The sequence below is a fragment of the Paenibacillus sp. sgz302148 genome (genome assembly GCF_056120465.1).
In genome coordinates this window covers 49841-72143 of sequence record NZ_JBVYOJ010000006.1, presented here as the reverse complement: position 1 = coordinate 72143, position 22303 = coordinate 49841, and the positions used below count along the sequence as shown (strand labels likewise).

Below are 22303 nucleotides of genomic sequence, written 5' to 3'. Positions count from 1 at the left end.
GAGTGGATCATCTTGAAAAGAGGGTTGGACTTCTTGGTTTCATTCGTCATGATCGTGCTGCTGTCCCCGCTCATCGCGGCGGTTGCCGTGCTGATCAGGCTAAATATGGGAGGGCCCGTATTGTTTAAGCAACAGCGGCCGGGTCTTGGCCGGAAGACGTTTACGATTTACAAGTTCCGAACGATGTCCGATGCTTGCGGGCCGGACGGCGAGCTGCTTCCCGACGAACAAAGACTTGGAACGCTGGGAGCATGGCTGCGAAAGCTTAGCATCGACGAGCTTCCGCAGCTGTTTAACGTGCTGAAGGGCGAAATGAGCCTTGTCGGTCCGCGGCCGCTGCTGATCAAATATTTGCCGTTTTATACGGAAAGGGAAAATACGAGATTTACGGTGAGACCGGGCATAACGGGGCTTGCGCAAATTTCGGGCCGCAATATGTTGTCTTGGAATGAAAGATTGGAGCTGGACGCCCAATATGTTGAACGTCAGTCGCTGCTGTTCGATTTCAAAATCATATGCCTTACCGCATGGAAAGTGATCCGCCGCGAAAACGTTATCGTCATTTCAAATTTATATGTGAAAGATCTCGATAAAGAGCGGGGGTTATACGGTTGAACGCGATGCAAACAGTCGCAAAATCATTTGTGAAAATGCCTGTGCTGCATAATCTGCTGCTTCAGGCATACGGCGAAAGCTTCCGCGTTATTTATTATCACATGGTTGCGAAGGAAGGACAGCCTTATTACTTCGATCTGAAAACAACGCCGGAAACGTTCCGCAATCAAATCCGCTATTTCAAAAAACGTTATGAAATCATTTCGATCTATGAAGCGCTGGAACGGCTCAGGCACGGCGAGTCTTTGAAAAAAACGCTGGCGATTACGACCGATGACGGGTTCGCGGAAAACTATACGGAAATCGCCCCCATTCTTGCGGATGAGCAAGTAACGGCGACGTTTTTTCTGATCGGCAATTGCCTGGACAATCAATCGCTCATGTGGAGGAATAAGCTGCTGTACATCCAAAACCTGACGCAGCCCGCCCAAATCCGTACGCTCATGCATCAGCTGTCTCAAGAGGAGGGGCTGACCGCTCCGTTATCCGGAGAAGACGTGATGGCTTGGAGCGGCAGAGTGTGGGCGATGGCGGACAAGGATCGTCTTGCCGACAAGCTGTGGACCGGGGCAGGGCTTATATCCGAGCGAGAATGGTTATCCGTTCACAGGCCTTATTTAACCGTCAAGCAAATTCAAGAGCTAGCCGCCGCAGGTTTTCATATCGGTGCGCATACGAAATCCCATCCGTATTGCAACAAGCTCAGCTTCGAACAACTGGAGGACGAAGTGATCGGATCGATCCGCCAAATCGAAGAGAAATCGGGAATCGCCGTTGATTTATTCGCTTATCCGTTCGGCGCAAGGCCTTCCCAGGCCAATGAACGTAAGCTGATCGAAGGCAGCAATGGAAAGATCAAAACGATGCTGGGCATTCAAAACAAGCTGTCCAACTATAAAGATCCGTTCGCATGGGAACGGGATCCGATGGAGTCTCCTTATGAACAAAGCATTTTTACCTATGTGATGGGACCGTTCAAGAGGAAACTTTTTTAATGGAACTAAACGGAAGGATGAACCGAAAGCGGCGAAACATGAAAAAGTGGATCATATACTTGATTAGTATTGTCATTGTACTAGGCCTCACTCTAGCGTTGGTCGATTACGAAACATCGCACGTACTCTCCGAGCCGTCAGCGGTAACTTCAAAAAGCGGAAAAACGCGAAGTACGATCTATACGGCTGAAAAAATCCGTCAGGCAAGGGAAAATATTAAGAAATACGATTGGGCAAAAAAAATGCGGAATGTAGCGGTTGCCGTTGCGGATTCTTATCTGAAGCTTGGCAACGATTATTTATGGAGCTCGATCACATCCCAAGCGCTGCCCCGCAGTTATGCGGTCAATCAGGATATGGGCAGTCCGGTAACCGGCAAAGGTATCGATACATTCGGCCAATTCCCGTACAAGATCGATCCGGTCGCCAAGCCTTGGAAAATTATCGATCCGTCCAGTGGATATCAGTTTCCGACAAACGATTTCGCTGCTTATTACAAGAGCGGGCTCGATGCTTCCGGCAAGTTCGACCCCGGGCGCGCAGACAAGCGTTATTTGGTCAACAAGCTTTATCCGGAAAAAGGTGCGACGTGGGGAGTTGACGATGGCTACGGTTGGGTCGACGACCAAGGAAACCGATTTACGTTTATCGCTTATTACAATCACGAGCTGTGGAATGATTTTATTTTTAAAGTGCTAATCAATTTGCGAGATGCTTATTTGTATACGGGGAACCAAAAATATGCTGATGCCGGGATCATCATGCTCGACCGGATTGCGGATCTGTATCCCGAAATGGATACGTCGGCATTCAAGTGGGAAGACGGCTACCGGAATTCTTCGACGATTACGGACCGTGGGAAAATATTAGGTTCGATCATGGAATCGGAATTTATTCGGGACATCATCAGCTGTTACGATGCATTCTTTCCCGCGATCGACAACAAACAAGCAAATTACGTCCGTTACTTGAGCAAACAGGCGAAACGATATAAGCTCGGCCCGCTGAAGCAGTCGGCGGTTGGAGTGAAGACGAATATTGAATATGGTCTTATCCGGCAAATTTATCCCGCTGTGAAGAACGCTCAAATAACGGGAAACTTCGGAATGCCTCAGAGCGCGTTGACGATGGCGGCCGTTGTGCTCGATGAACCGGGGACGACGGAGGAATGGCTTCGGTTCGTTTTTCAAACCGGCGGATTAGTCCGTACGAAGGAAAAAACGGAGGTGACGGGCGGGGGCGTATTGAGCGTATTAATGGATCAAGTGGATACGGACGGATACGGCAATGAAGGATCGCCTCATTACAATGTAACCTGGCTTGCCAATCTGAAAGTGATCGCCGATATTTTGGAAGGTTACGACCGCAATCCGTTCGGCGATCTGTATGACAATGTCAAATTCAAAAAGATGCTTTCCTCTTTCATTGATCTGACGATGGTTGGCAAATATACGCCGCAAATCGGCGACTCCGGTTCCGTCGGCAGCACCGGATTGGTGCTCCGGAAAGACGTTCTGCTCAAAGGATTCGAAAAATATAAGGATCCGAAGCTTGCCCAGGCGCTTTATTTTGTGAACGGCAATTCTTTTTCCGGCATTCATGGCACGATTTTCTCCGCCGATCTTGAAAAAACGGTTCGGGAAATGAAGGAGGTCATCCGCAAATCCGGTCAGCTGCAGTTAAACGGACTGAACCTAACGGGATACGGATTTGCTGCGCTTCGCGATGGAAAAACGACAGCCTCCCACACTGGACAGGATAAGCAACGCGATATTTGGATGTATTACGGCCGAAACGGCGAGTCCCATCCGCATAAGGACACGTTAAATATCGGCGTCCATGCCTTTGGATTGGATCTTGCTCCGGATATGGGATACGTCACGTTCGCCGACCCGAATGTTCTTCGGTACAACTGGGAATCGAACACGATCAGTCACAATACGGTGGTTGTCGATCGGGCGAAGCAGGAGGGCAAGTCGTGGGTAGGTGTACCGCTTCATTTCCATCGTTCAAGCCGGGTACAGTGGATTGACGTCGAAGCGCCTAACGTGTATCCGCAAACGTCGCTTTACCGTAGAACGACCGCAATGATTCAAGTTGACGATACGAACTCGTACGGCATCGATTTTTTTCGCGTGCAGGGCGGGAACGATCATGTTTTCAGCTTTCATGGAGCGGAGGCCAATGTAACGACGGAAGGGCTGCGGCTCGAGAAGCAAAACAAGGGAACCTATGCGGGAGACGGCGTATCCTATGCGGATTCGGATATCAACAGAGTCTCCAACAGCGGGTTTAATTACCTTTATAACGTTGAGCGCGATAACGATCCTGCGGCACAATTCAGCGTGGATTGGCAGGTGATCGATACAAGAAAGGTGCTGCCCGCCCCGGAAAATATTCATTTGAGGCTGACCATGCTTGGAGACGTCCAGGATGTTGCGCTCGCCGACGGAGATCCGCCGCAAAATAAAATCGGCAATCCCCGCAGGCTGAAATTCCTCGTTGCTCATCGCGCGGGGGAAAACCTTAGCAGCATCTTCACATCCGTGATCGAACCTTACCGGAATAAGCGTTTCATACAAAGCATCGATTCCGTAGAGGTCACTCAAGATGGCCGACCGGTGCCAGGTGATGAAGCCAGAGCCGTCAAGGTCACGCTAACGAACGGCAGAGTCGATTACATCATAAGCTCCGCGAACACAGATCGAGAGTATACGATCGACGGCGGCATCCGCTTCAAAGGCAGCTTCGGCGTATATTCGGAAAGGAGCGGCGAGCCCGAATACGGTTATGTAAGCGATGGAATCCGAATCGGCAAAGAGAATTCATCATTATTCATTAACAAACCCGCAGACAACGGAAGCGTGGAAGGAACGGTCGAGCACTTTACCAAAGGATTGAACGAAAGCAATGAAATCACGATCCGGCTGAATGGCGAGCTGACGATGCCGGAAGTCATCCTAGGCAAATTCATCTACATCGACAACGATTACGACCAAGCCGAAACCTACAATAAAGCACGGAACGCTTCTTATGAGATTGTTGGAATCAAAGGGAAAAGCGGGGATACCCTCACGCTTGAAATCGGAGACATCACATTGGTGCGCGGCTGGAAGGATCCGTCCGATTATTCCAGCGGATATGAGTATAACATCAGCGAAGGCGATCATTTCCGGATTCCTCTATCGTGGGAAAGAAAATGAAACGGAAGGTGAATTGAATTGGCACGTTATGAAGTTTTTCATACAGGTCAACCTGAATTATGGCATCGGATGATCGGACTGGTACCTGATGCGGACGTTTATTATACGCCGGAATATTGCCGGATTTATGAAGAGAACGGAGAAGGAGAAGCAAGGTTGTTCGTTTATCGGGAGAAGGAATTTCTCGTTTGCTATCCGTTTCTGCTGAGGAAAACGAGCGATTTGCCCTTGTTCCGACAAATGAATCTGTCCTCCGAGGTCTATGATATCGTTACGCCTTACGGGTACGGCGGACCGATCAGCAATGCGGACGATGCAGACATTCGAAGCGAATTGTTCGCCGGCTTCGAGCAAGGGTTTTCCCGGTATTGCCGGGAACAGAATATCGTAACGGAATTCGTCCGGTTTCACCCGCTGCTTAACAATCATCGCGACTATTCGGCGGTCGAACCGAAATTTGAACGGAATACGGTATGTATCGATTTGCGGTTAAGCGAGGAAGAAATTACGGACAGATATTCTACGGAAAGTAAAAATCGCATCCGCAGAGCCGGCAAAGAAGGGTTGATTGTTACGCATGCGAGCCCGGACAAAATCGGCCGTCTGATGGAACTGTATTATTCCACCATGGATAAGCTTCAGGCGAACGCTTATTATTATTTCCCCGAGAAATTGTTTACGAATACGATGAAGTTTCTTGAACGGCACACAGAACTGCTGGAAGTGAAACTCGGAAACGAAGTCGTCCTTTCCACGTTGTTTATGCATTATAACGGGTATGTTCATTATCACCTGACGGGCTCGAGGAAAGAATATCTCAAATACGCCCCGACCAATTTGCTCATTCACTACGCCGTGATGTGGGCTAAAGCGAAGGGCTATCGCTTTCTCCACCTTGGGGGCGGTTATACCGGGAATGATAACTTGTACCGCTTCAAAAAAAGCTTTAACGAGCGGGAACGCCTTGATTTTTATACCGGCCGCAAGGTACATAACGACGACTTGTATTTAACCATCAAGGAAAAAGCGGAGAAGCTGATAGAGGGCGAAAGCGGCAGTTATTTCCCGATCTATCGTCATCCTGGCTTGGCGCAAAAAAGCGAAAGTCATGTCTTGGCATGAACCTTATAGAGAAGGCGGTTGAACGAAATGGCAACGAACGATAAACGGATTTACCTGTCTGTGCCGCACATGGGCGATGAAGAGATGCGGCATGTCGCGGAAGCGTTTGAATCGAATTGGATCACTTCTTTAGGCCCCCATGTCGACGCTTTCGAGCGGGAAGTCGCCGAATATGTCGGAAGCGGGGGCGCGGTCGCCCTGAATTCGGGTACGGCCGGTATTCATTTGTCGCTGCGTTTGCTCGGCGTAGGGCCCGGTGATTCCGTATTCTGCTCCACGCTCACTTTCGTTGCCAGCGCCAATCCGATCCTGTATTTGGGCGCAACCCCTGTATTTATCGACTCCGAACCCGGGACGTGGAATATGTCTCCCTTGGCGTTGGAGCGGGCATTATGGGACGCGCAGAAAAATGGACGGATGCCGAAGGCGGTTGTCGTTGTCAATTTGTACGGACAAAGTGCCGACATGGATCCGATTATGGAGTTATGCGACCGATTCGGCATTCCCGTCATTGAGGATGCCGCCGAATCGCTCGGGGCTACTTATCGGGGCAAGCAAAGCGGAACATTCGGCCGTTTCGGCATTTATTCCTTCAACGGCAACAAAATCATTACGACGTCCGGCGGCGGAATGCTTGTGTCGGACGACGTCGACGCGCTAAAGCGTGCCAAATATTTGGCGGCCCAAGCGCGTGAAGAGGCGAAATATTATCATCACAGCGAGGCGGGATACAATTATCGGTTAAGCAACGTATTGGCAGGAATCGGAAGGGCGCAATTAAAGGTGCTGGAACAGCGCGTCGCTGCCCGCCGGTCCGTATTCAGCCGTTATGCGGAGGAGCTTTCCGGAATGGAGGGGGTCGAGTTTATGCCGGAGCCTCTGTTCGGACGTTCGACCCGGTGGCTGACGGCGTTAACGATTGATTCGGATCTTTGCGGCGTTTCGGCGCTGCAAATTATCGAAGCTTTGAGCGAACGGAATATTGAAGCGCGTATGGTGTGGAAGCCGCTTCATCTACAGCCGCTGTTCCGTGAGTCCGTTTATTTCCCGCACGGCGAAGCGCACAGTGTTTCGGAAAAGTTATTCCATAACGGAATCTGTCTGCCGTCGAGTTCCAATTTGACCGAGGATGAGCAATATCGGGTCATTCAATGTTTCCAGGAGTGTCTTAAAAAGGTCAATATCGCAAGTTCATAAGAGGAGGGAACTGGAGTGCCGCTGGATTTGAAAGGCATCGATCAGCAAGCATTGCTTAAGGAATTGCAGGATTTTATTCGAAGCACGCAAAATAAGCAAACTTCCGATTCAGTGAAAGTTTATGTCGATGAGTTGAAAGAGCGCTTGTTAAAGCATGTTATCGGAGGAGAGCGTGGATGAGCAAAAAAATCGTCCCTGAGCTTTTTCTGCTGCGAAGCATGGCGTGTTTAAGCATCCTGTTTCTCCATTGTTTGGCAAGGGTATACGGAGACGGAAACGATGCGGTAAATTATATCAGCATCCTGTTAACATTCGGCACCCCGATGTTCGTTTTCATTTCGGAGTTTATCCTTTCCTATTCGTACCCGGATCAAACGCCAAGCCAATTTTGGCCGAAAAGATTAAAGTATTTGCTGCTCCCCTATCTATTGTTCGGCACCTTCTACGCTTTCGTGAAAGCCGTCGAGCAGTCGATCGGCTCCGGAGCGGATACGATATGGGCCTCTTTCCTCAGCTTCTGGTGGAAACATATATTGCTCGGCGATTATCACGGATATTTTATTCTCATCATTTTTCAGTTTTATTTGCTGCACATGTGGTTTCAAAAATACGGAAAACGGTATTCGCCGAAATGGGTGCTAGCCGTTTCGTTCGTGGCAAACATCGGATACTTGGCCTTCTTCAATTTTACGAACCCGTTTAACGGCTCGTTCGCCGCCGAATATATTTGGTATAAAGGATATTGGCTGCCTTTCGTCGGATGGGTATTTTATTTTACGCTGGCGTATTATGCCGGACGGCATTATGCGGCCTTCCGGGCATGGCTTGCAAAATATTCGGTATGGGTCGTGATCGCCCCGTTTGCAATTGCTGTCGTACCCTACCTCCTATACCGTTTCCATGTGCTGACCGACCCGTCATCCAAACGAATCGATATGCTGTTTTTTACGGTCTCGATTATTTTTTTGCTGTATTGGACCGCGCTTCGTTTACGCAGCATCCCCAAAATATTCGTTTGGATCAGCCGGTATTCGTTCGGCATTTATTTGCTGCATCCTTTATTTTTAGGCGTACTTGCGCGTGCTCCTCGGCAGTTCCAATCGATGTATCCGATCCTGCAAACTTTGATTTTGTTTGTCGCTTGCATCTTAGGCTCCGTCCTGACCGTGTATGTGGCGGCGAAAATTCCGTTTGGGCAATATGTTGTAGGGAGAATAGGGGCAGGGGACCGTCCGGACAAAACAGTCGCCCTGGACAAAAAACAAGACGCGCTGAACGCGTCATAGCTGCTAGCCTTTTCGCTTATTTGCCGGTGAGCACGCGTTTTTGAATCCAAACGTTCGGCGGAGCGATGCATTCCCAGCCTTCGATGACATATTTGCTGCCGGGTGAGCCGAGTTCGGTTTTGTTATCGTTTAATATCAGTTGACCTTTTGGCCATGTACCCGCCGTAGGAGCAGTGATGCCCAGGTTTACTCCCGGTATGATTTCTTCATATCCGGTCCAAGTCGTCGCATGCCCGTCCAAAGTGTATAGCGCGAAGCTGCGTAGACGGAGCGGATTCGTGCCGGGCGATACCAGTACGCGGATACGTTTAACGCTCGGGTCGACGGTGAAGTAGAGCTCGTCGTCGCTGTCCGACCCGGTACTATATCCTCCGACAGATCCCCCGCCGAACAGTTGGGTATTCAAATAAAAGCTGGCAAAAGACGCTCCTTTGACGAGAGGGTTTGTCGTTCCGCCGGCAATGATATTGCCGTTAGCATCGTAACAAATGACAACGACCCTGCCGCCGTAACCAGTCTCGACATCTTTCTTCAATACAAAACGCCGGATCGCATGCGTATCCGCAAAGATGCCTATCGCGGACTTGGACAGCTCCAAATAATTGTCAGTGAGCGTCATGAGACCGGATTTCTCCACCGTGGAGGCAGAGTTTCTCGCCACGTTGACTCCCGGCACATTAACGTTGACCGAACCGTCGTAGTAGCAGGCCGTTTTTTGAAGCGGGCCGGATTCGAAAATCAGATTGTTCGCCATTTGCTTATAATTGCGCCTTCGATTTTGCACATACGTCAAAGGAAATACACTTTTATCCTCAATATTGTTGATCGCGAGCTCCCCATAGCCGGCGCCGAATGCATTTTCCGTCGATTGGTTAAGGATTCTGGCAAACGTGCTGCTGTTGTACTCGTTTCTGCAAGAGATGAATTCGTTCTGTTTGCCGTATTCGATGATGACAGGTATCGCTTCTTTGGTGCCGATATATTGTTTTTCCAGCTCGAAGCTAGGTTTAATAAAGAAGTTGTTATTGTTGTCCTTGTACGAGCCGTCTTGGGACGTAATTCTTACCCCGTACCGATCCATTCCCGTATTGGTCGTCGACCATTGGGTAAATTCCCCGTTCAGAAACAAATTCTCGTTGCACCAGCCCGATTGCCTGTTCGTACAGTCGACCCCGATTTTGTTATTGATGATTTGCCCAAGTTCAATTTGGTTATAAACAAATCCTTTCGTGTCCCCGATGCATTGTACCCCGATCGTAAATCCGTTAACCTCTGCTACTTTAACCCGGCAGGCCTCCATATTGATCAGCTTGATTCCGATCGACGATTCGCTAGTCCAACTGGAAATCGTTTTCCTTTTGACATCTAATTTATATTCATTCATTTGCGTGTATGCGCTGGCGGTACCGATTTGGAGCGCGGTTATGTCGGCGGAGCCGCTGTATAAGATCGGCCCGTCCATCCTCAGGATGACATTTGGCGGCACAACGATCGTACGGGTTACCGCACAACCGGCGCCGGGAGGGAAATATACGAATGTGTCCGGATTGGCTACGACGTAATTGATCGCTGCTTCAATGGCGGAAGAGTCGTCCGTCGTACCGTTATAAGCGGCCCCGAATTCCTGAGGGGTAACATAAGGTTTATGAATGAGCATCTCTAATCCTTCCTTTCTAATCATAGTAAGTTCCTAATATAGTTTTATTGGTACCCTAACAACGTATGCATATCCGGAGGTTTTTGCCACGGCTGGGTCGAAAACAAACTAGCATACAATATACTACGATTGCTATGAAATCCATTTGCATAGAGTTAAGGGTGGTAATGCTGTGAACATGACGGAAACGAAATTGGGCGGGTTGGCTGATACCTGCGGATCGCGGGCGAAGAGGGAGAACCCGGCGATACAGTCGTGAAGATCGGTTCGGCTGCCCAACTTATACGGGCGATTTGAAGGTATGCATCACCGTATTAATCGAGAAAGACCCGACACGGCACGTATTACGATCAAACGCTGGCGAAGGCTTCTTGTTTGAATTTGCAAGCGATTTACGCCGCCCCGAATCGAGGTGCAGGTCGACCCGATCCCGACGACGGCATGTCCTCCGATTGGACTTCTTCCTCTTTTTTAGCCACAATAGAGGGATAGCAAGCTGAAGTGGAGGATGGAATGATGCTGAGGGTGACTGTCATCGGAGCCGGATACGTTGGACTTGCATCGGCTATATGCTACGCCGAATTAGGTCATCATGTCACGTGCGTCGATAAGGATAAAGCGAAGATCGCAAGGCTTGGCAAAGGGGAACCCCCGATACATGAGCCGGGTCTACGCGAGAAAATGATGCACGGCCTGCAAAAGAAACGGCTCGCGTTTACGGCTGATCTAATTTCGGCTGTCCAATCGTCGGATATGATCGCCATCGCCGTGGGAACGCCGCCGCTTGCGAACGGCGAGGCGAATTTGGCCGATTTGGAGACGGTCGTTGACGAGATCGCCCGTCACATGAACGGCTACAAAATCATCTTGATCAAAAGCACCGTACCCGTCGGCACCAATGAACGAATGCGCCGGAGAATGGAGAAGCTGACGGTCTTCCGGTTCGACGTCGTATCCGTTCCGGAATTTATGCGCGAAGGCTCGGCGCTCCGCGATACGCTGCAGCCCGACCGGATCGTGATCGGAGCCGACAGCGAGGAGGCGGGCCGGTTCATAGCGGAGCTGCACATGCCGCTGACTGCCGATATCGTGGTTACCGACAGCCGTACGGCCGAGATGATTAAATACGCGTCGAACGCATTTTTGGCGACGAAAATATCGTTCATTAACGAAATCGCCAACCTGTGCGAGAAGGTGGGGGCGGATGTGACCCGCGTCGCGTACGGCATGGGGCTTGATCCGCGAATCGGACCGTTTTTCCTGAATGCCGGGCTTGGCTACGGCGGCTCTTGTTTTCCGAAGGATGCGCGGGCGCTGCTGCAAATTGCCGGGCATGTCGATTACGATTTCAAGCTGTTGAAGGCGGTCATCGAGGTGAATCGCGACCAACGGCTGCTGCTGATCGGGAAGCTGAAGAAGGCGCTTGGCGGAAGCGTGGCACGTCGAACGATCGGCATTTGGGGCCTTGCGTTTAAGCCGAATACGGACGACGTGCGCGAAGCGCCATCCGTCGATATCGTCCGGGAGCTGTTGGCTGAAGGCGCCGAAGTCCGGGTGTACGATCCCGTTGCCGCGAATAATTTCCGCGGAGCTATCGGTGACGCGGCCGGGGTCGCTTATTGCGATAACGCCATGCATGCTGCCGAGGGCTGTGATGCCGTTTGCCTGCTGACGGAATGGGACGAGTTTCGCGCCGTCGACTTGTCGCAGCTGGAACGAACGATGAAACGGCCTGTCCTGATCGACGGCCGCAATGTGTATTCGCCCGAGCAAATTCGCCGGGCGAACCTGATTTACGACTCGATCGGCAGGCCGAATATCGGCAAACCCGCGCACGAAGCTGCGCGAAAACGCGATGGAAACGACGAAATTGACGAAATAAATGACGAGATGACGAAATGACAAGATGACGAAATGATGAAATGACAAGATGACGAAATGACGTGAAGAAAACGCTAAATAGCTTGACATCCCGGATAAAGAGGAATACATTATAATTATGATACAAAATGTATCAATTATAGCCAATCGCGCTACGAATGGTATTTGTATTCCTCAGTTTGTTAAAGGGGTGTCATGGTGGGAATCGCCAAACAAGTCTATTGCGTAAGCTGCAACGAGCTTGTTCCGAGGGAGCAAGCGACGCTCGTATTTCGAACCGGGTTTTACCGGGGGACATACCCGCTGTGCCTTTGCGGAGCATGCCGGCAGCCGGAGCTTGAGGAAGACCACGAACTGGCGGTCATTCTAGAAGCGATGGACCGGTACGCGATGGAAGGCCACCATCAAGATACATGGCAAAGCTGCAGCTAACACGTTATGGCTGGCGCATTGCAAACCTGATATAATGTGAGGAAAACAAGGCATCTAGCGAGGTGATCGTCATGGCTCAGAAACGCAAAGCGCCCGCCCCAAAACCGGAGGCAGCCGATAAGCCGGCTACGCTCAAGGATTTGCTCAGCGCCGATGTGCTGGGCAAGCTGAAAGCGCAGGCAGCGGAAATGAAAGCGGAGGAACAACGGCAGCAGGAAGCCAAACGTCTCCAGGAGGAGGCCGCCCGCAAGGCGGAGCAGAAACGCCTGGACAACAATTTTGAGCATCTGCTCAACAATAGCAAGATGGACTGGAAAAACTTTAAATAACTGTGGCACGGTCTTTCGTGCCTTGTGCCTTTACGGCATATGACCGAAGAAGATGCGGTTTTCCTGCGGAGTGAATGTTAGCCGCGGGGGGACCGCATCTTTTTTTATATCGGGTCGCGAAGCCGGTAAAGGCGCAACACCTTGGCGTGCTCATGGTGCGTTTGACGTCACCAACACCTTGGCGTGCACCCGGAGTTTGGCGTCATCAACGCCCTGGCGTGCTCCCGGCGCTTGGCGTCACAACGCCCTAGCGTGCCCGGCGTTGACGTCATGAACACCTTGGCGTGCTCCTAGGGCGCTTGGCGTCTCAACGCCCTGCGTGCTCTCTGAGTTGACGCGAACACCTTGGCGTGCTCCTATGGCGTTTGGCGTCTCAACGCCCTATCGTGCTCCGGCGTTTGGCGTCACCAACACATGTGTGCTACCAGCGTGTTCGGGCATCGCATGACGGTCGGTGCATGCAGTGAGCGTGAGCGGTTAGTGGCATCTGCTGTGTTTTCGGAAAATATTTTCTGAAATTCAGAAAATATTTTCTTAAAATCTTGGGGAAACGAGAGAAACTAAGCGAATTCAGAAATTATTTTCTGTTATTAGCCAAAAATTTCTGTTTTTCAGAAAATGTTTTCTGAATCTTTTGCATAACGCGTGTATTCCTAAGATTTTCAGAAATATTTAGCTGAATTTCAGCCAAAATTTTCTGAACGTAACATGTTCAAGTTAACTTTCGATCGAAGTTCTTTTATACTCCAAAGAATCCTCCCACCCCACGGCACCGCACGCCGCACCCTACATGCCGCACCCCACATGCCGCACCCCACATGCCGCACCCCACATGCCGCACCCCACATGCCGCACCCCACATGCCGCACCCCGCACGCCACACCTCGCACCCGTCATCTACCCGGCTCCGACCCGCCACTGCACCCGGCTTCGTACCCACCACCGCCCCCCGCATGCCGCACCCCGGCCCAGCACGCCGTACTCCTCACGACGTACGCCTGCAGCCGCCCCCGTCACATGACCGTAGTCATCGCAACTTATGACTTGCCGCCATAAAATCAACTATTACCCCTTATTCGCGTCTCCGCCTATGACCTCTACATGTAACAAATTGTGACCCTAGGCACTAACCGCATATGACAAATTCCCAGTATCGTATAGAGCAGATCAATTTTGTCTATCGTGAGAGGGGTATGGATTAAAAATGAACGTATTTACCACATGGGCGTTCCGCAACAAAGCGGCCGTCTTGCTGATGGTGCTGCTGATGCTGGCCGTAGGGACGGTCAGCTACTTCAAGCTGCCGTTGGAGTATTTCCCGGAAGCCAGTATGAAACAGGTCAGCGTGACGACGTTGGGACAAGGCTATGACTCGAAATCGATGGCCGATGACGTCACGTCGCCCATAGAAAAAGCCGTATCGAACGTAAAAGGGAAAACGGACGTCTTCTCGGTATCGGGGGACGGATTTTCCAAGGTCGATATCAAGTTCGAAGCCGATACCGACATGAAACAAGCGGAAGCCGAAGTACAAAAAGCGCTGGAGCGGGTTTCGCTGCCGGCGAACGTCATGAAGCCGATGGTGGCGCAGCTCGACACTTCGATGATTCCGATCTCGAATATTTCGATTGCGTTTAAGGATGGACTGAAACAGCCGAAAAATATGGAGCTCGTCGAAAAAACGATTCTTCCGAAGCTCGAAGCCGTGGAGGGCGCGGCAAACGTAAGCCTGTACGGCAAAACGAACACCCGAGTGAGTCTCGAGCTGGACAAGGAGAAGATGGAGAAGGAGCAAGTTCCGCTGCAGGCGGTTATGGGCATGCTGGAAGGTCAGCATCTTGCCGCAGGGGTAGGCGCAGGCACGATCGACGGCGAAGCCGCAACGATCAAGGTGGTTGGCCGCATTAACGATCTGGAGGCGCTGAAAAACTTGCAAGTCGCGCCAAATGTGAAGCTGAAGCAAATCGCGGCGGTAGAGATGAAGGTCGACGCGGAAAGCGTCACGCGCATTAACGGCAAAGACGCGATGCTTGCCATGGTGCAGAAGGAAGCGGGCTACAACGCCGTGACGATCGGCAAGGACTTGTCCGCGGCCGTCGATCAGTTGAACAAAGAGGTGCCGAACCTCGAGATGGAAGTCATCTGGGCCAACTCGGATCTCGTCGTGAACTCGGTAAACAGCATGTTGAAGGAAGTCGGCATGGGAGCGTTGTTCGCAACGATCGTTATCCTGCTGTTCCTGCGCAACCTGTGCACGACGTTTATTACGATCGTATCGATCCCATTGTCTCTGGCACTGACGCTGTTCCTGCTTCACCAAACCGGTATTACGCTGAACATATTGACGCTTGGCGGCGTAGCCGTTGCCGTCGGACGTCTGGTGGACGACAGTATCGTCGTTATCGAAAATATTTTCCGCAAAGCGCAGCGCGGCGAAGCATTTGGCCGCGACATGATCGTCGCTGCGGTCAAAGAAGTCGGCGGGGCGATCACGTCTTCGACGCTGACGACCGTCGCCGTATTTTTGCCGATGGGCCTCGTACAAGGCTCCTTGCATGACTTCTTGCTGCCGTTTGCACTGACGGTGACGTATTCGCTGCTATCGTCCTTGCTCGTCGCTCTAACGGTAGTGCCGCTGCTAAGCCTCGGCCTGCTGAAGAACGCGAAGCTGCCGCAGCACCGCGAGCCCAAACGGTATGTCGGCTTGCTCCGCTGGTCGCTGAACCATAAATGGGTAACCGTCTTGATCGCCGTCGTATTGTTCGGCGGAACGATCGGGTTATACGTTACGATGCCGAAGGCGGCGCTGGATACGTCGGACAGCAGCCTTGTCACGGTATCGCTCAAATATCCGAGCGCCATGCCGACCGAGCAGGTGGTCCAAAAAGGAATCGAGCTGGAAGCGTTCCTCCTCGAGCAATCGCAAACGAAAAGCGTCATGATGTTCTCCGGAAGCAGCGCGGAAGGTGCCATGTACGGCGATGTCGGTTCCGCAAGTAAAATCGATTACAACGTAACGATGAACAAAGGAGCGGACGCCCAGAAATTTATCGAGACGGTGAAGGCAAAACACGCCAGCCAGTTCAAGGATGCGGAATTTACGATCGAGGCTGCGTCGATGACAGGCGGTTCCGGAGGCTCGTCGATCACTTGGGATATCGTAGGTCAAGACGAAGAAGCGTTAAAAACCGTTTCGGGAGAAGTGACGACGGCTCTCAAAAACATCGACGGCATCGACAAAATAACGAGCAATCAAGAGGAAACGAAGCCGGTTTATACGATTCGCGTCGACCCATCCGCCGCAAACGCGCAGCAAATCGCCGGGCAGCTGCACATGCTGCTGAACGATATGCCGATCGGCATGGTTAAGCTGGACAATCAGGACATGGCGGTTGTGCTCGACGCCTCCACCGTTTTAAAAACAAAGGGCGAGCTGAACGACTTGATGGTCGCGACGGCAGCGGGCGTTCAGCCATTGTCCAAAGTCGCGTCGATTACGAAGACGAATGAAGCAAGCACCGTATTGCATAAGGGCGGTAAGCCGTATATTCGGATTGAAGTCGTCGCCGACGGGAAGAAACTGTCGGAAGTGACGAAAGCGATGCAGCAAAAACGCGATGCGCTGAAGCTGCCTGCAGGCGTGACGATTGAAGAGGGCGGCGCCTCCAAAACGCAGCAGAAGGAAATGAGCGATATGGCGATGACCATTCTCGTTTCGATCGGTCTAGTCTACTTGATCATGGTGCTGACGTTCAAAACGCTGCGCGCGCCGCTGGCCATTCTGTTCTCCCTGCCGCTTGCTGCGGTTGGCGCGGTGCTCGGCCTGCTCATAACGAACACGCCGGTCGAAACGACCTCAATGATCGGCGCGCTCATGCTGATCGGCATCGTGGTCACGAACGCGATCGTATTGATCGAACGCGTCAAGCAGAACGAAGAGACAATGACGATTCGCGAAGCGCTGCTGGAAGCGGGTGCGGCACGTCTTCGCCCGATCATGATGACCGCGATCGCAACGGTTTGCGCGATGCTGCCGCTTATGTTCCAGCCTTCCGAGCTGGGGAGCATCGTATCCAAAGGCTTGGCCGTCGTCGTCATCGGCGGGTTGATCGTATCGACGCTGCTGACTCTAGTCGCCGTGCCGGTTGTGTATGAAATTCTGCACTTCCGCAAAGTGAAAAAACAACGAGTGGCGCAAGCTTCGCAGAACGACGCACAAGAGCTTGTCGCGTAAGAGCACATCCCCAAATTAAAACAAAGAAGACTCCAAAACCACCGTTATAGTGGGGCTGGAGTCTTTATTTCTTGGAAATGAAACAAACATGAAAAATCAAAACATTACTTTTGGGACAGCCCCTCTTATTTTTGTGCAGCTGCCTTCAATTCCTCTATTTACAAACCGATGGTCGGTTTGTATAATGAGATTATAAATATTGTGGAAATTCCAATTGGGAGGACGGCATGAAGCGCGAACTGAAACGTCAACAGACAAAACAGCTGCTGCTGGATACGACGAAGCAATTAATCGAAGAGAAGGGCTGCGCGAGCATGACGCTGAACGATATTATGCAGCGCTCGGGCCTATCGAAGGGAGCAATTTTTCATTATGTGAAAGGAAAAGACGAATTGCTGGCGATGGTGCTGGAAGAAAGGCTGGAGGAGACGAATGCCCGATTCTTGGAGGCGACCCGGCAGGGGACGCCGGAATTTGCGGGACCTATGAACCAAATCGCCGGCAGCTTGCAGGCGCTCGAAGAGCGGCAGGATGTGGCGAACCAGGTGTTCGTCTATTTGCTCGGGAAGAGCACTTTGCCAGAAGTTGCCGCCGTGACGAAGCGATTTTACGAGCACGCTTTCGAGTTATCCAAGGAATGGATATTGGCCGGCCAACGAGGAGGAGTCATCCCGCCGTCGATCGATGCGGACAAAACCGCGGATTTATTCGTGCTGATTTCGTTTGGAATTCGCATGCGCAGTTCAATCGGCTCCGATGCTTTGGCGTTCGGCTCGGCCGATTTTGGAACATGGATGGCGAATCTGCTTCAACCAAAAACATTGGAGGAGTGATTGAACATGCATCTGTATTTGCTGCTGCACATCGTGGGAGTCGTTCTTTTCTTAGGCAACATCGTTACCGCGGCGTTCTGGAAAGTTCGTGCCGATCTGCAAGGCAATGCCGCCGTTATCCATCAGACGGCCAAAAACGTCATGCTCGCCGATTGGGTATTTACGCTGCCGGGCCTCGCGCTCATCATCGTATCCGGGGGCTTGATGGCTGCGGAAGCGGGGTATGCGCTGTCCGGAACGGATTGGCTTACCTTCTCCCTCGTTTTATTCGGTGTCACGGGCGTTATTTGGCTGGCAGTCCTGCTGCCCATGCAGCGCGCCATGATCCGTCACAGCGCAGCCGCGCTGACAGACGGCAAGATTCCTGAGGCATACCGCCAGGCGTCGCGGAGGTGGAACGCGTTCGGCGTTGCCGCGACGTTGATTCCCGTTGTCATCTTGTATTTGATGGTGTTTAAACCATATTGATTAAATAGAGGATCTTGTCAAAAAAAAAATAACCTCCACCCTGAACTGCACTCCAATAGTTAGACTAACTCTAACCATTGGAGGTGTAGTTCACCTTGCCGAAGCAGTGTTGGAGGTTTTATGATCCTCGTACTTGTCCGGTACCGGGGTTCTTCCTTCGCGCCGGTATGGTCAGACGCCAAGTAATAACCCGTTCGAACGTGCGGCCCGAACAACTAGCGCTTGTTTCGGTCCGTCCCGCGCAGCCGCGAAACTTCTTCGTCGCCGACGTCCGCTGTGCCGTATCGGGCACGGTCGTACAGCCGGGCGATCGCTTCCCCGTCCTGCTCAGGGGCCGCTTCGCCTTTTTTGCTTGGCTGCCGCTGCGCTGTCCAGACGCCGATGTCGCGTTCCGTTTCGCGCGGCGTAAGTCCCGCCTGCAGCGGGTAACCGCCATCGATCCGCTGCTGAACGAACCTGCGGTACAAGTAGCGCGCACGTTCCCGATTGCTTGTCATGTCCTCCCAGCGAGCCGCTTTATCCCGTTTGCCGAACATTCGCGCCAGACGGTTGCGGAAGCCTTCACCCACCTGCTCCCATCTGAACAGATTCGTTTCCTCATCGACATACCCGGTCGTCTCGGTCGTCACGCGCCGCTTGCGAAGAAAGCCGGACAACGCATGCAGCAGCTTGCGCAAAGCGCCGCCCGCTCGTCGGTACGCGAAGTACAGAAGCAGGCCTAGCAGGGCTATTATAACGATGCTCCCGAGGATATAGAAAATGGTCTGCAATATTTTCGCCCATAATGCCGGCTCGCCCTGCTCGGCGGGAAGCTGCATCGGCTGTTGCACGGGCGGGGACTCGATCTGTGCCGGCTCGCCGCCGGAGGATGAGAACAGCCATTGGAACAGCGCCCTTATGCCGCGATACAGCGCGTCGCCGAGCGGTCCCGCCGTGAACAATACGATTACGGCGATGGCGACAAGCGACAATCCGACATAAAGCCGGTTATGCCGGACGACCGATCTCGGTACCGCCTGTTCTTCGCCATCGGCGAGCGAGGCGTCGTGAAGCATATGCGAATTGGTCATGAATAAGGCGAGGCCAAGACAAAGCAATCCGGAGATGGTCAGAAGCATCGTGTACGGCTGCAGCGAAAACGTAAACTTCACGACGAAAAAACCGACAAAATAAAAGGCCAGCCCAAGCCAATAGTGGCGGGGAACGAATACCTTGCTCCAGCGCCTGTCGGCATACGAGGTGCCGCGGTAGATCAAATAGGCACCCGCGGCAAGCGGGACGACGGCTGCAAGCTTTATCCCGAATAAGGCGATGGCTGCTGCACCGGCCAGGATGACGGCAGCCAGAAGCTGCAAGGCATTCATGCCGATGCGGGCGACGTTGCGGACTAGAATGCCGAGCAAGCTGTACAGCGACAGCGTAGCGAGCCATAACAGTCGCTGTCCGTTCGTGAAGCCGCCGCTATCCAAGACAAGCATGCCCGCGATAAGGATGATCGGGAAAGCGATCACCAGCTCGATCCAGCCGGAAATCCATTGCAGCAGCAGCGGCTGCTTCTTATTCATCATCGAATGCACCTCCTTTGGAAACGACGTTCTTCATGCCGATTATACCGATCATGCCGATTAGGTTTGTGCCGAATGCGCACAATCGTAACAGCTCGGGCGATCCGGCCAACCGTCAGCGCATTGTGGCAATGTCAGCTTCGCTTTGCAGGCTTCGAATGCCCTCCTATATGGCATCCTTCATGCCGCACCCGGCTTGCTCGTGTCGGCTGCGGACAGGTGCAGCACTTCGACGCCGTTGCCCAGCGCCTGCAGCTCGTTGATCCACCGCTGCATCTTCTCGCTCACGAACGCCGAAATGATGAGCAGATCGGCATTGCGGGTTCCGGCGGCAACCTCCTGCTCAAGCAGCGTGTCGAACGTCACGGAGGTGGCCATTTCCAGCCGCGCCATCATTTCCAGCATGCCGAACCAATGCGCTTCGCCACTAGATGCCGGCATGCGGACCGGTTCGTTCGGCTCGCCTTCGATGCAGCCGTTGCAAGCAAAGCCGGTATCGATGCCGCGATCGATGGCGTACCCCGACAACGTTGCCGCGTACCGGATGCCGAGCTCGATCAGCTCCGGCTGGGTGACACTGTTCCACATTTGCTCGTTCACCTCAAAGTTGAGGAGAACGAGCAGCCGGTGATCGGCCGTGTAGTCTTTTTTGTGCACCTGCAATGCACCCGTGCGCGCCGTCGCCTTCCAGTTGATGCTGTTCAGCGTGTCGCCGTACCGATACTCGCGCGTCCCCGCGGTCACGAACGGATCCTCCACGATCCAGCGGCGCACCGTAATATCGCCGAGCCAGCTATGGTTCGGAAGCGGAACCTGATCCAGCGCAACGACGGCGGGATAAACGACCAGCTCCAGCGACAGCGGGAATTTCTTCGTCACGATGATCGCGCCAAGCGGATCGCCGGATGTCATCGTCGCCGAATTGAGCTTGAAGACGCCCCGCTTGGTGCACGTTACCCGATGGCGCCGCACGATTTGCTTATACGGAGGCAGGCTGAACAGGCTTTTATGATTTTGAAACAGCTTGCCGCTGCTGATGCCGAGATTGGATTGCCGGTCAAACTTCAGCCCAGCGTGAATCATCGATTCCAGCCGCAGCCAGAGGAGCGGCATCAGCTTGCGGTTGGCGATATTTTCGACCATATGCACCGAATCGCCTTCGAACACGGCGTGCTTGTCAAAATAGCGATCGTACGTTACTTTTTTTAACGCCCACCGTTTGTAGGCGAAGCCTTGCAGACCGATGACGATGACGGTTATGAGAATAAACCAGCTCAAGCTCATAGGCGACTCCACTTGACTCGATTCATACGAATTGTTCCGATGGCACCGTTACGTCGCGCAAGATTTGCGCAACGACCGCTCCGGCGCCGCCGTGCATCCGCAGCGCGTTTTTCAGCAGCAGGCGGTGCGCCAGCACCGGCCCCGCAACGGCCTTTACGTCGTCGGGCGACACGTAATCGCGGCCGCGAACGATCGCATACGCCTGCGCCGCCTTGAGCAGCGCCTGGCTGCCGCGCGGGCTTGCGCCAAGCGCCACGTCGGGATGCTTGCGCGTCGCTTCCGAAATCGCGAGCATATACCACAGCATGTCGTCGCCGACATGGATGCTCGTGTAGCTGCGCTGCGCCGCGACGAGCTCTTCCGCCGACACGACGGAGCCGAGCTGCGTGAGCGGATTCGCGTCGGGGCTGCGGAAGCGCCGCAAGATTTCGAGGCCTTCCTCGGACGTCGGGTACCCCATGTTTACCTTCAGCAGAAACCGGTCGAGCTGCGCTTCCGGCAGCGGGAACGTGCCTTGGTTTTCGACCGGATTTTGCGTGGCTATAACCATAAAAGGTTTGCTGAGCGTCCGGGTTTCCCCGTCGATGCTCACTTGGCCTTCCTCCATGCACTCCAGCAGGCTCGACTGCGTGCGCGGCGTGGCGCGGTTGATTTCATCGGCCAAGACGAAGTTCGCGAATACCGGCCCCGGGCGGAAAACGAATTCGCCCGTTTGCTGGCTGTAATAATTGATGCCGCTTAAGTCGGAAGGCAGCAAATCCGGCGTGAACTGGATCCGCTTGAACGAGCAATCGACCGATTTGGCGAGCGCTTTGGCGAGCATCGTTTTGCCCGTGCCCGGCACGTCCTCCAGCAGGACGTGACCCGAAGCCAGAAGGGAGACGAGCAGGAGGTCGATCACCTCATCTTTGCCGACGATGACCTGCTGAATATTGCTTTTGATTTTGGCTACGATAGATTGCATCGAAGATAGGGTTGAATGTTCCACGGAATGCACCGCCTTATTAAAAGATTGTAGGAAAAACGAAAAAATGAAGCGCCGACAATTTATCCCGTCAGCAGGCCTCTCCGTTCACCGGTGCTTCGTTGCCGGGTGGATGCCCGGCCTGCCGTTAAGCGCCCGGTCCACCGTGCCGCGCGAAACGCCGCGGCGTTCTGCGATTTCTTTACTCGTTATGTTCATCTTGCCTGACTCCTTAGTC

19 protein-coding genes are annotated in these 22303 nt (G+C 52.8%); 13 read left to right on the top strand and 6 right to left on the bottom strand.

Annotated elements, in window-relative coordinates; genetic code table 11:
- Positions 1–12 precede the first annotated feature (12 nt).
- Genes AC0LWM_RS10605 through AC0LWM_RS10575 form a run of 7 tightly spaced genes read left to right on the top strand, consistent with a single transcriptional unit; the run spans position 13 to position 8418 of the window.
- Complete coding sequence (locus AC0LWM_RS10605) at positions 13–615, top strand: sugar transferase (RefSeq protein WP_474674902.1); 603 nt, start codon at positions 13–15, stop codon at positions 613–615.
- 5 nt (positions 616–620) lie between these two features.
- The gene (locus AC0LWM_RS10600; RefSeq protein ID WP_474675106.1) at positions 621–1610 is read left to right on the top strand and encodes a polysaccharide deacetylase family protein; all 990 of its coding nucleotides are present in this window, start codon (positions 621–623) and stop codon (positions 1608–1610) included.
- A gap of 38 nt (positions 1611–1648) precedes the next feature.
- A complete protein-coding gene (locus AC0LWM_RS10595; RefSeq protein WP_474674901.1) occupies positions 1649–4813 on the top strand; it encodes a heparinase II/III domain-containing protein in 3165 nt (1054 codons plus the stop codon).
- An 18-nt stretch (positions 4814–4831) separates the two neighbouring features.
- Complete coding sequence (locus AC0LWM_RS10590) at positions 4832–5935, top strand: lipid II:glycine glycyltransferase FemX (RefSeq protein WP_474674900.1); 1104 nt, start codon at positions 4832–4834, stop codon at positions 5933–5935.
- Between the two features lie 27 nt (positions 5936–5962).
- Positions 5963–7132, top strand: a complete 1170-nt coding sequence (locus AC0LWM_RS10585) for a DegT/DnrJ/EryC1/StrS family aminotransferase (protein ID WP_474674899.1) — start codon at positions 5963–5965, stop codon at positions 7130–7132.
- Positions 7133–7147: 15 nt separating this feature from the next.
- Positions 7148–7312, top strand: a complete 165-nt coding sequence (locus AC0LWM_RS10580) for a hypothetical protein (RefSeq protein ID WP_474674898.1) — start codon at positions 7148–7150, stop codon at positions 7310–7312.
- On the top strand, positions 7309–8418 hold the full coding sequence (locus AC0LWM_RS10575) for an acyltransferase family protein (RefSeq protein WP_474674897.1): 1110 nt from the start codon (positions 7309–7311) through the stop codon (positions 8416–8418). Before AC0LWM_RS10580 ends, AC0LWM_RS10575 begins: the two co-directional genes overlap by 4 nt.
- A 16-nt stretch (positions 8419–8434) precedes the next feature.
- Here AC0LWM_RS10575 and AC0LWM_RS10570 read toward each other — a convergent pair whose 3' ends face one another.
- The gene (locus AC0LWM_RS10570; RefSeq protein ID WP_474674896.1) at positions 8435–10075 is read right to left on the bottom strand and encodes a hypothetical protein; all 1641 of its coding nucleotides are present in this window, start codon (positions 10073–10075) and stop codon (positions 8435–8437) included.
- A gap of 519 nt (positions 10076–10594) precedes the next feature.
- On the opposite strand from AC0LWM_RS10570, the gene AC0LWM_RS10565 reads away from it, so the two are divergent.
- The 3 genes from AC0LWM_RS10565 to AC0LWM_RS10555 all read left to right on the top strand — a co-directional run bounded on the left by AC0LWM_RS10565 (position 10595) and on the right by AC0LWM_RS10555 (position 12717).
- Positions 10595–11977: a UDP-glucose dehydrogenase family protein gene (locus tag AC0LWM_RS10565; RefSeq protein ID WP_474675105.1), complete on the top strand. Its 1383-nt coding sequence runs from the start codon at positions 10595–10597 to the stop codon at positions 11975–11977.
- Between the two features lie 177 nt (positions 11978–12154).
- The gene (locus tag AC0LWM_RS10560; protein WP_474674895.1) at positions 12155–12388 is read left to right on the top strand and encodes a hypothetical protein; all 234 of its coding nucleotides are present in this window, start codon (positions 12155–12157) and stop codon (positions 12386–12388) included.
- Positions 12389–12459: 71 nt separating this feature from the next.
- Complete coding sequence (locus tag AC0LWM_RS10555) at positions 12460–12717, top strand: YqkE family protein (protein ID WP_474674894.1); 258 nt, start codon at positions 12460–12462, stop codon at positions 12715–12717.
- Positions 12718–13614: 897 nt separating this feature from the next.
- On the opposite strand, the gene AC0LWM_RS10550 is transcribed toward AC0LWM_RS10555, so the two are convergent.
- A complete protein-coding gene (locus AC0LWM_RS10550) occupies positions 13615–13779 on the bottom strand; it encodes a hypothetical protein (RefSeq protein ID WP_474674893.1) in 165 nt (54 codons plus the stop codon).
- A gap of 142 nt (positions 13780–13921) precedes the next feature.
- On the opposite strand from AC0LWM_RS10550, the gene AC0LWM_RS10545 reads away from it, so the two are divergent.
- The 3 genes from AC0LWM_RS10545 (at position 13922) to AC0LWM_RS10535 (ending at position 18252) form a co-directional block, all read left to right on the top strand.
- Positions 13922–16951: an efflux RND transporter permease subunit gene (locus AC0LWM_RS10545; protein ID WP_474674892.1), complete on the top strand. Its 3030-nt coding sequence runs from the start codon at positions 13922–13924 to the stop codon at positions 16949–16951.
- A 227-nt stretch (positions 16952–17178) separates the two neighbouring features.
- Positions 17179–17784: a TetR/AcrR family transcriptional regulator gene (locus AC0LWM_RS10540; protein WP_474674891.1), complete on the top strand. Its 606-nt coding sequence runs from the start codon at positions 17179–17181 to the stop codon at positions 17782–17784.
- A gap of 6 nt (positions 17785–17790) precedes the next feature.
- On the top strand, positions 17791–18252 hold the full coding sequence (locus AC0LWM_RS10535; protein ID WP_474674890.1) for a DUF2269 family protein: 462 nt from the start codon (positions 17791–17793) through the stop codon (positions 18250–18252).
- Between the two features lie 215 nt (positions 18253–18467).
- Here the strand turns inward: AC0LWM_RS10535 and AC0LWM_RS10530 are convergent, their stop codons facing one another.
- The 4 genes from AC0LWM_RS10530 to AC0LWM_RS10515 all read right to left on the bottom strand — a co-directional run bounded on the left by AC0LWM_RS10530 (position 18468) and on the right by AC0LWM_RS10515 (position 22284).
- A complete protein-coding gene (locus AC0LWM_RS10530) occupies positions 18468–19820 on the bottom strand; it encodes a DUF4129 domain-containing protein (RefSeq protein ID WP_474674889.1) in 1353 nt (450 codons plus the stop codon).
- 177 nt (positions 19821–19997) lie between these two features.
- Positions 19998–21101 (bottom strand): DUF58 domain-containing protein, encoded by a 1104-nt coding sequence (locus tag AC0LWM_RS10525; protein WP_474674888.1) that lies wholly within the window; start codon positions 21099–21101, stop codon positions 19998–20000.
- Positions 21102–21123: 22 nt separating this feature from the next.
- Positions 21124–22065: an AAA family ATPase gene (locus tag AC0LWM_RS10520; protein ID WP_474675104.1), complete on the bottom strand. Its 942-nt coding sequence runs from the start codon at positions 22063–22065 to the stop codon at positions 21124–21126.
- Between the two features lie 108 nt (positions 22066–22173).
- A complete protein-coding gene (locus AC0LWM_RS10515) occupies positions 22174–22284 on the bottom strand; it encodes a helix-turn-helix domain-containing protein (protein WP_474674887.1) in 111 nt (36 codons plus the stop codon).
- Positions 22285–22303 lie beyond the last annotated feature (19 nt).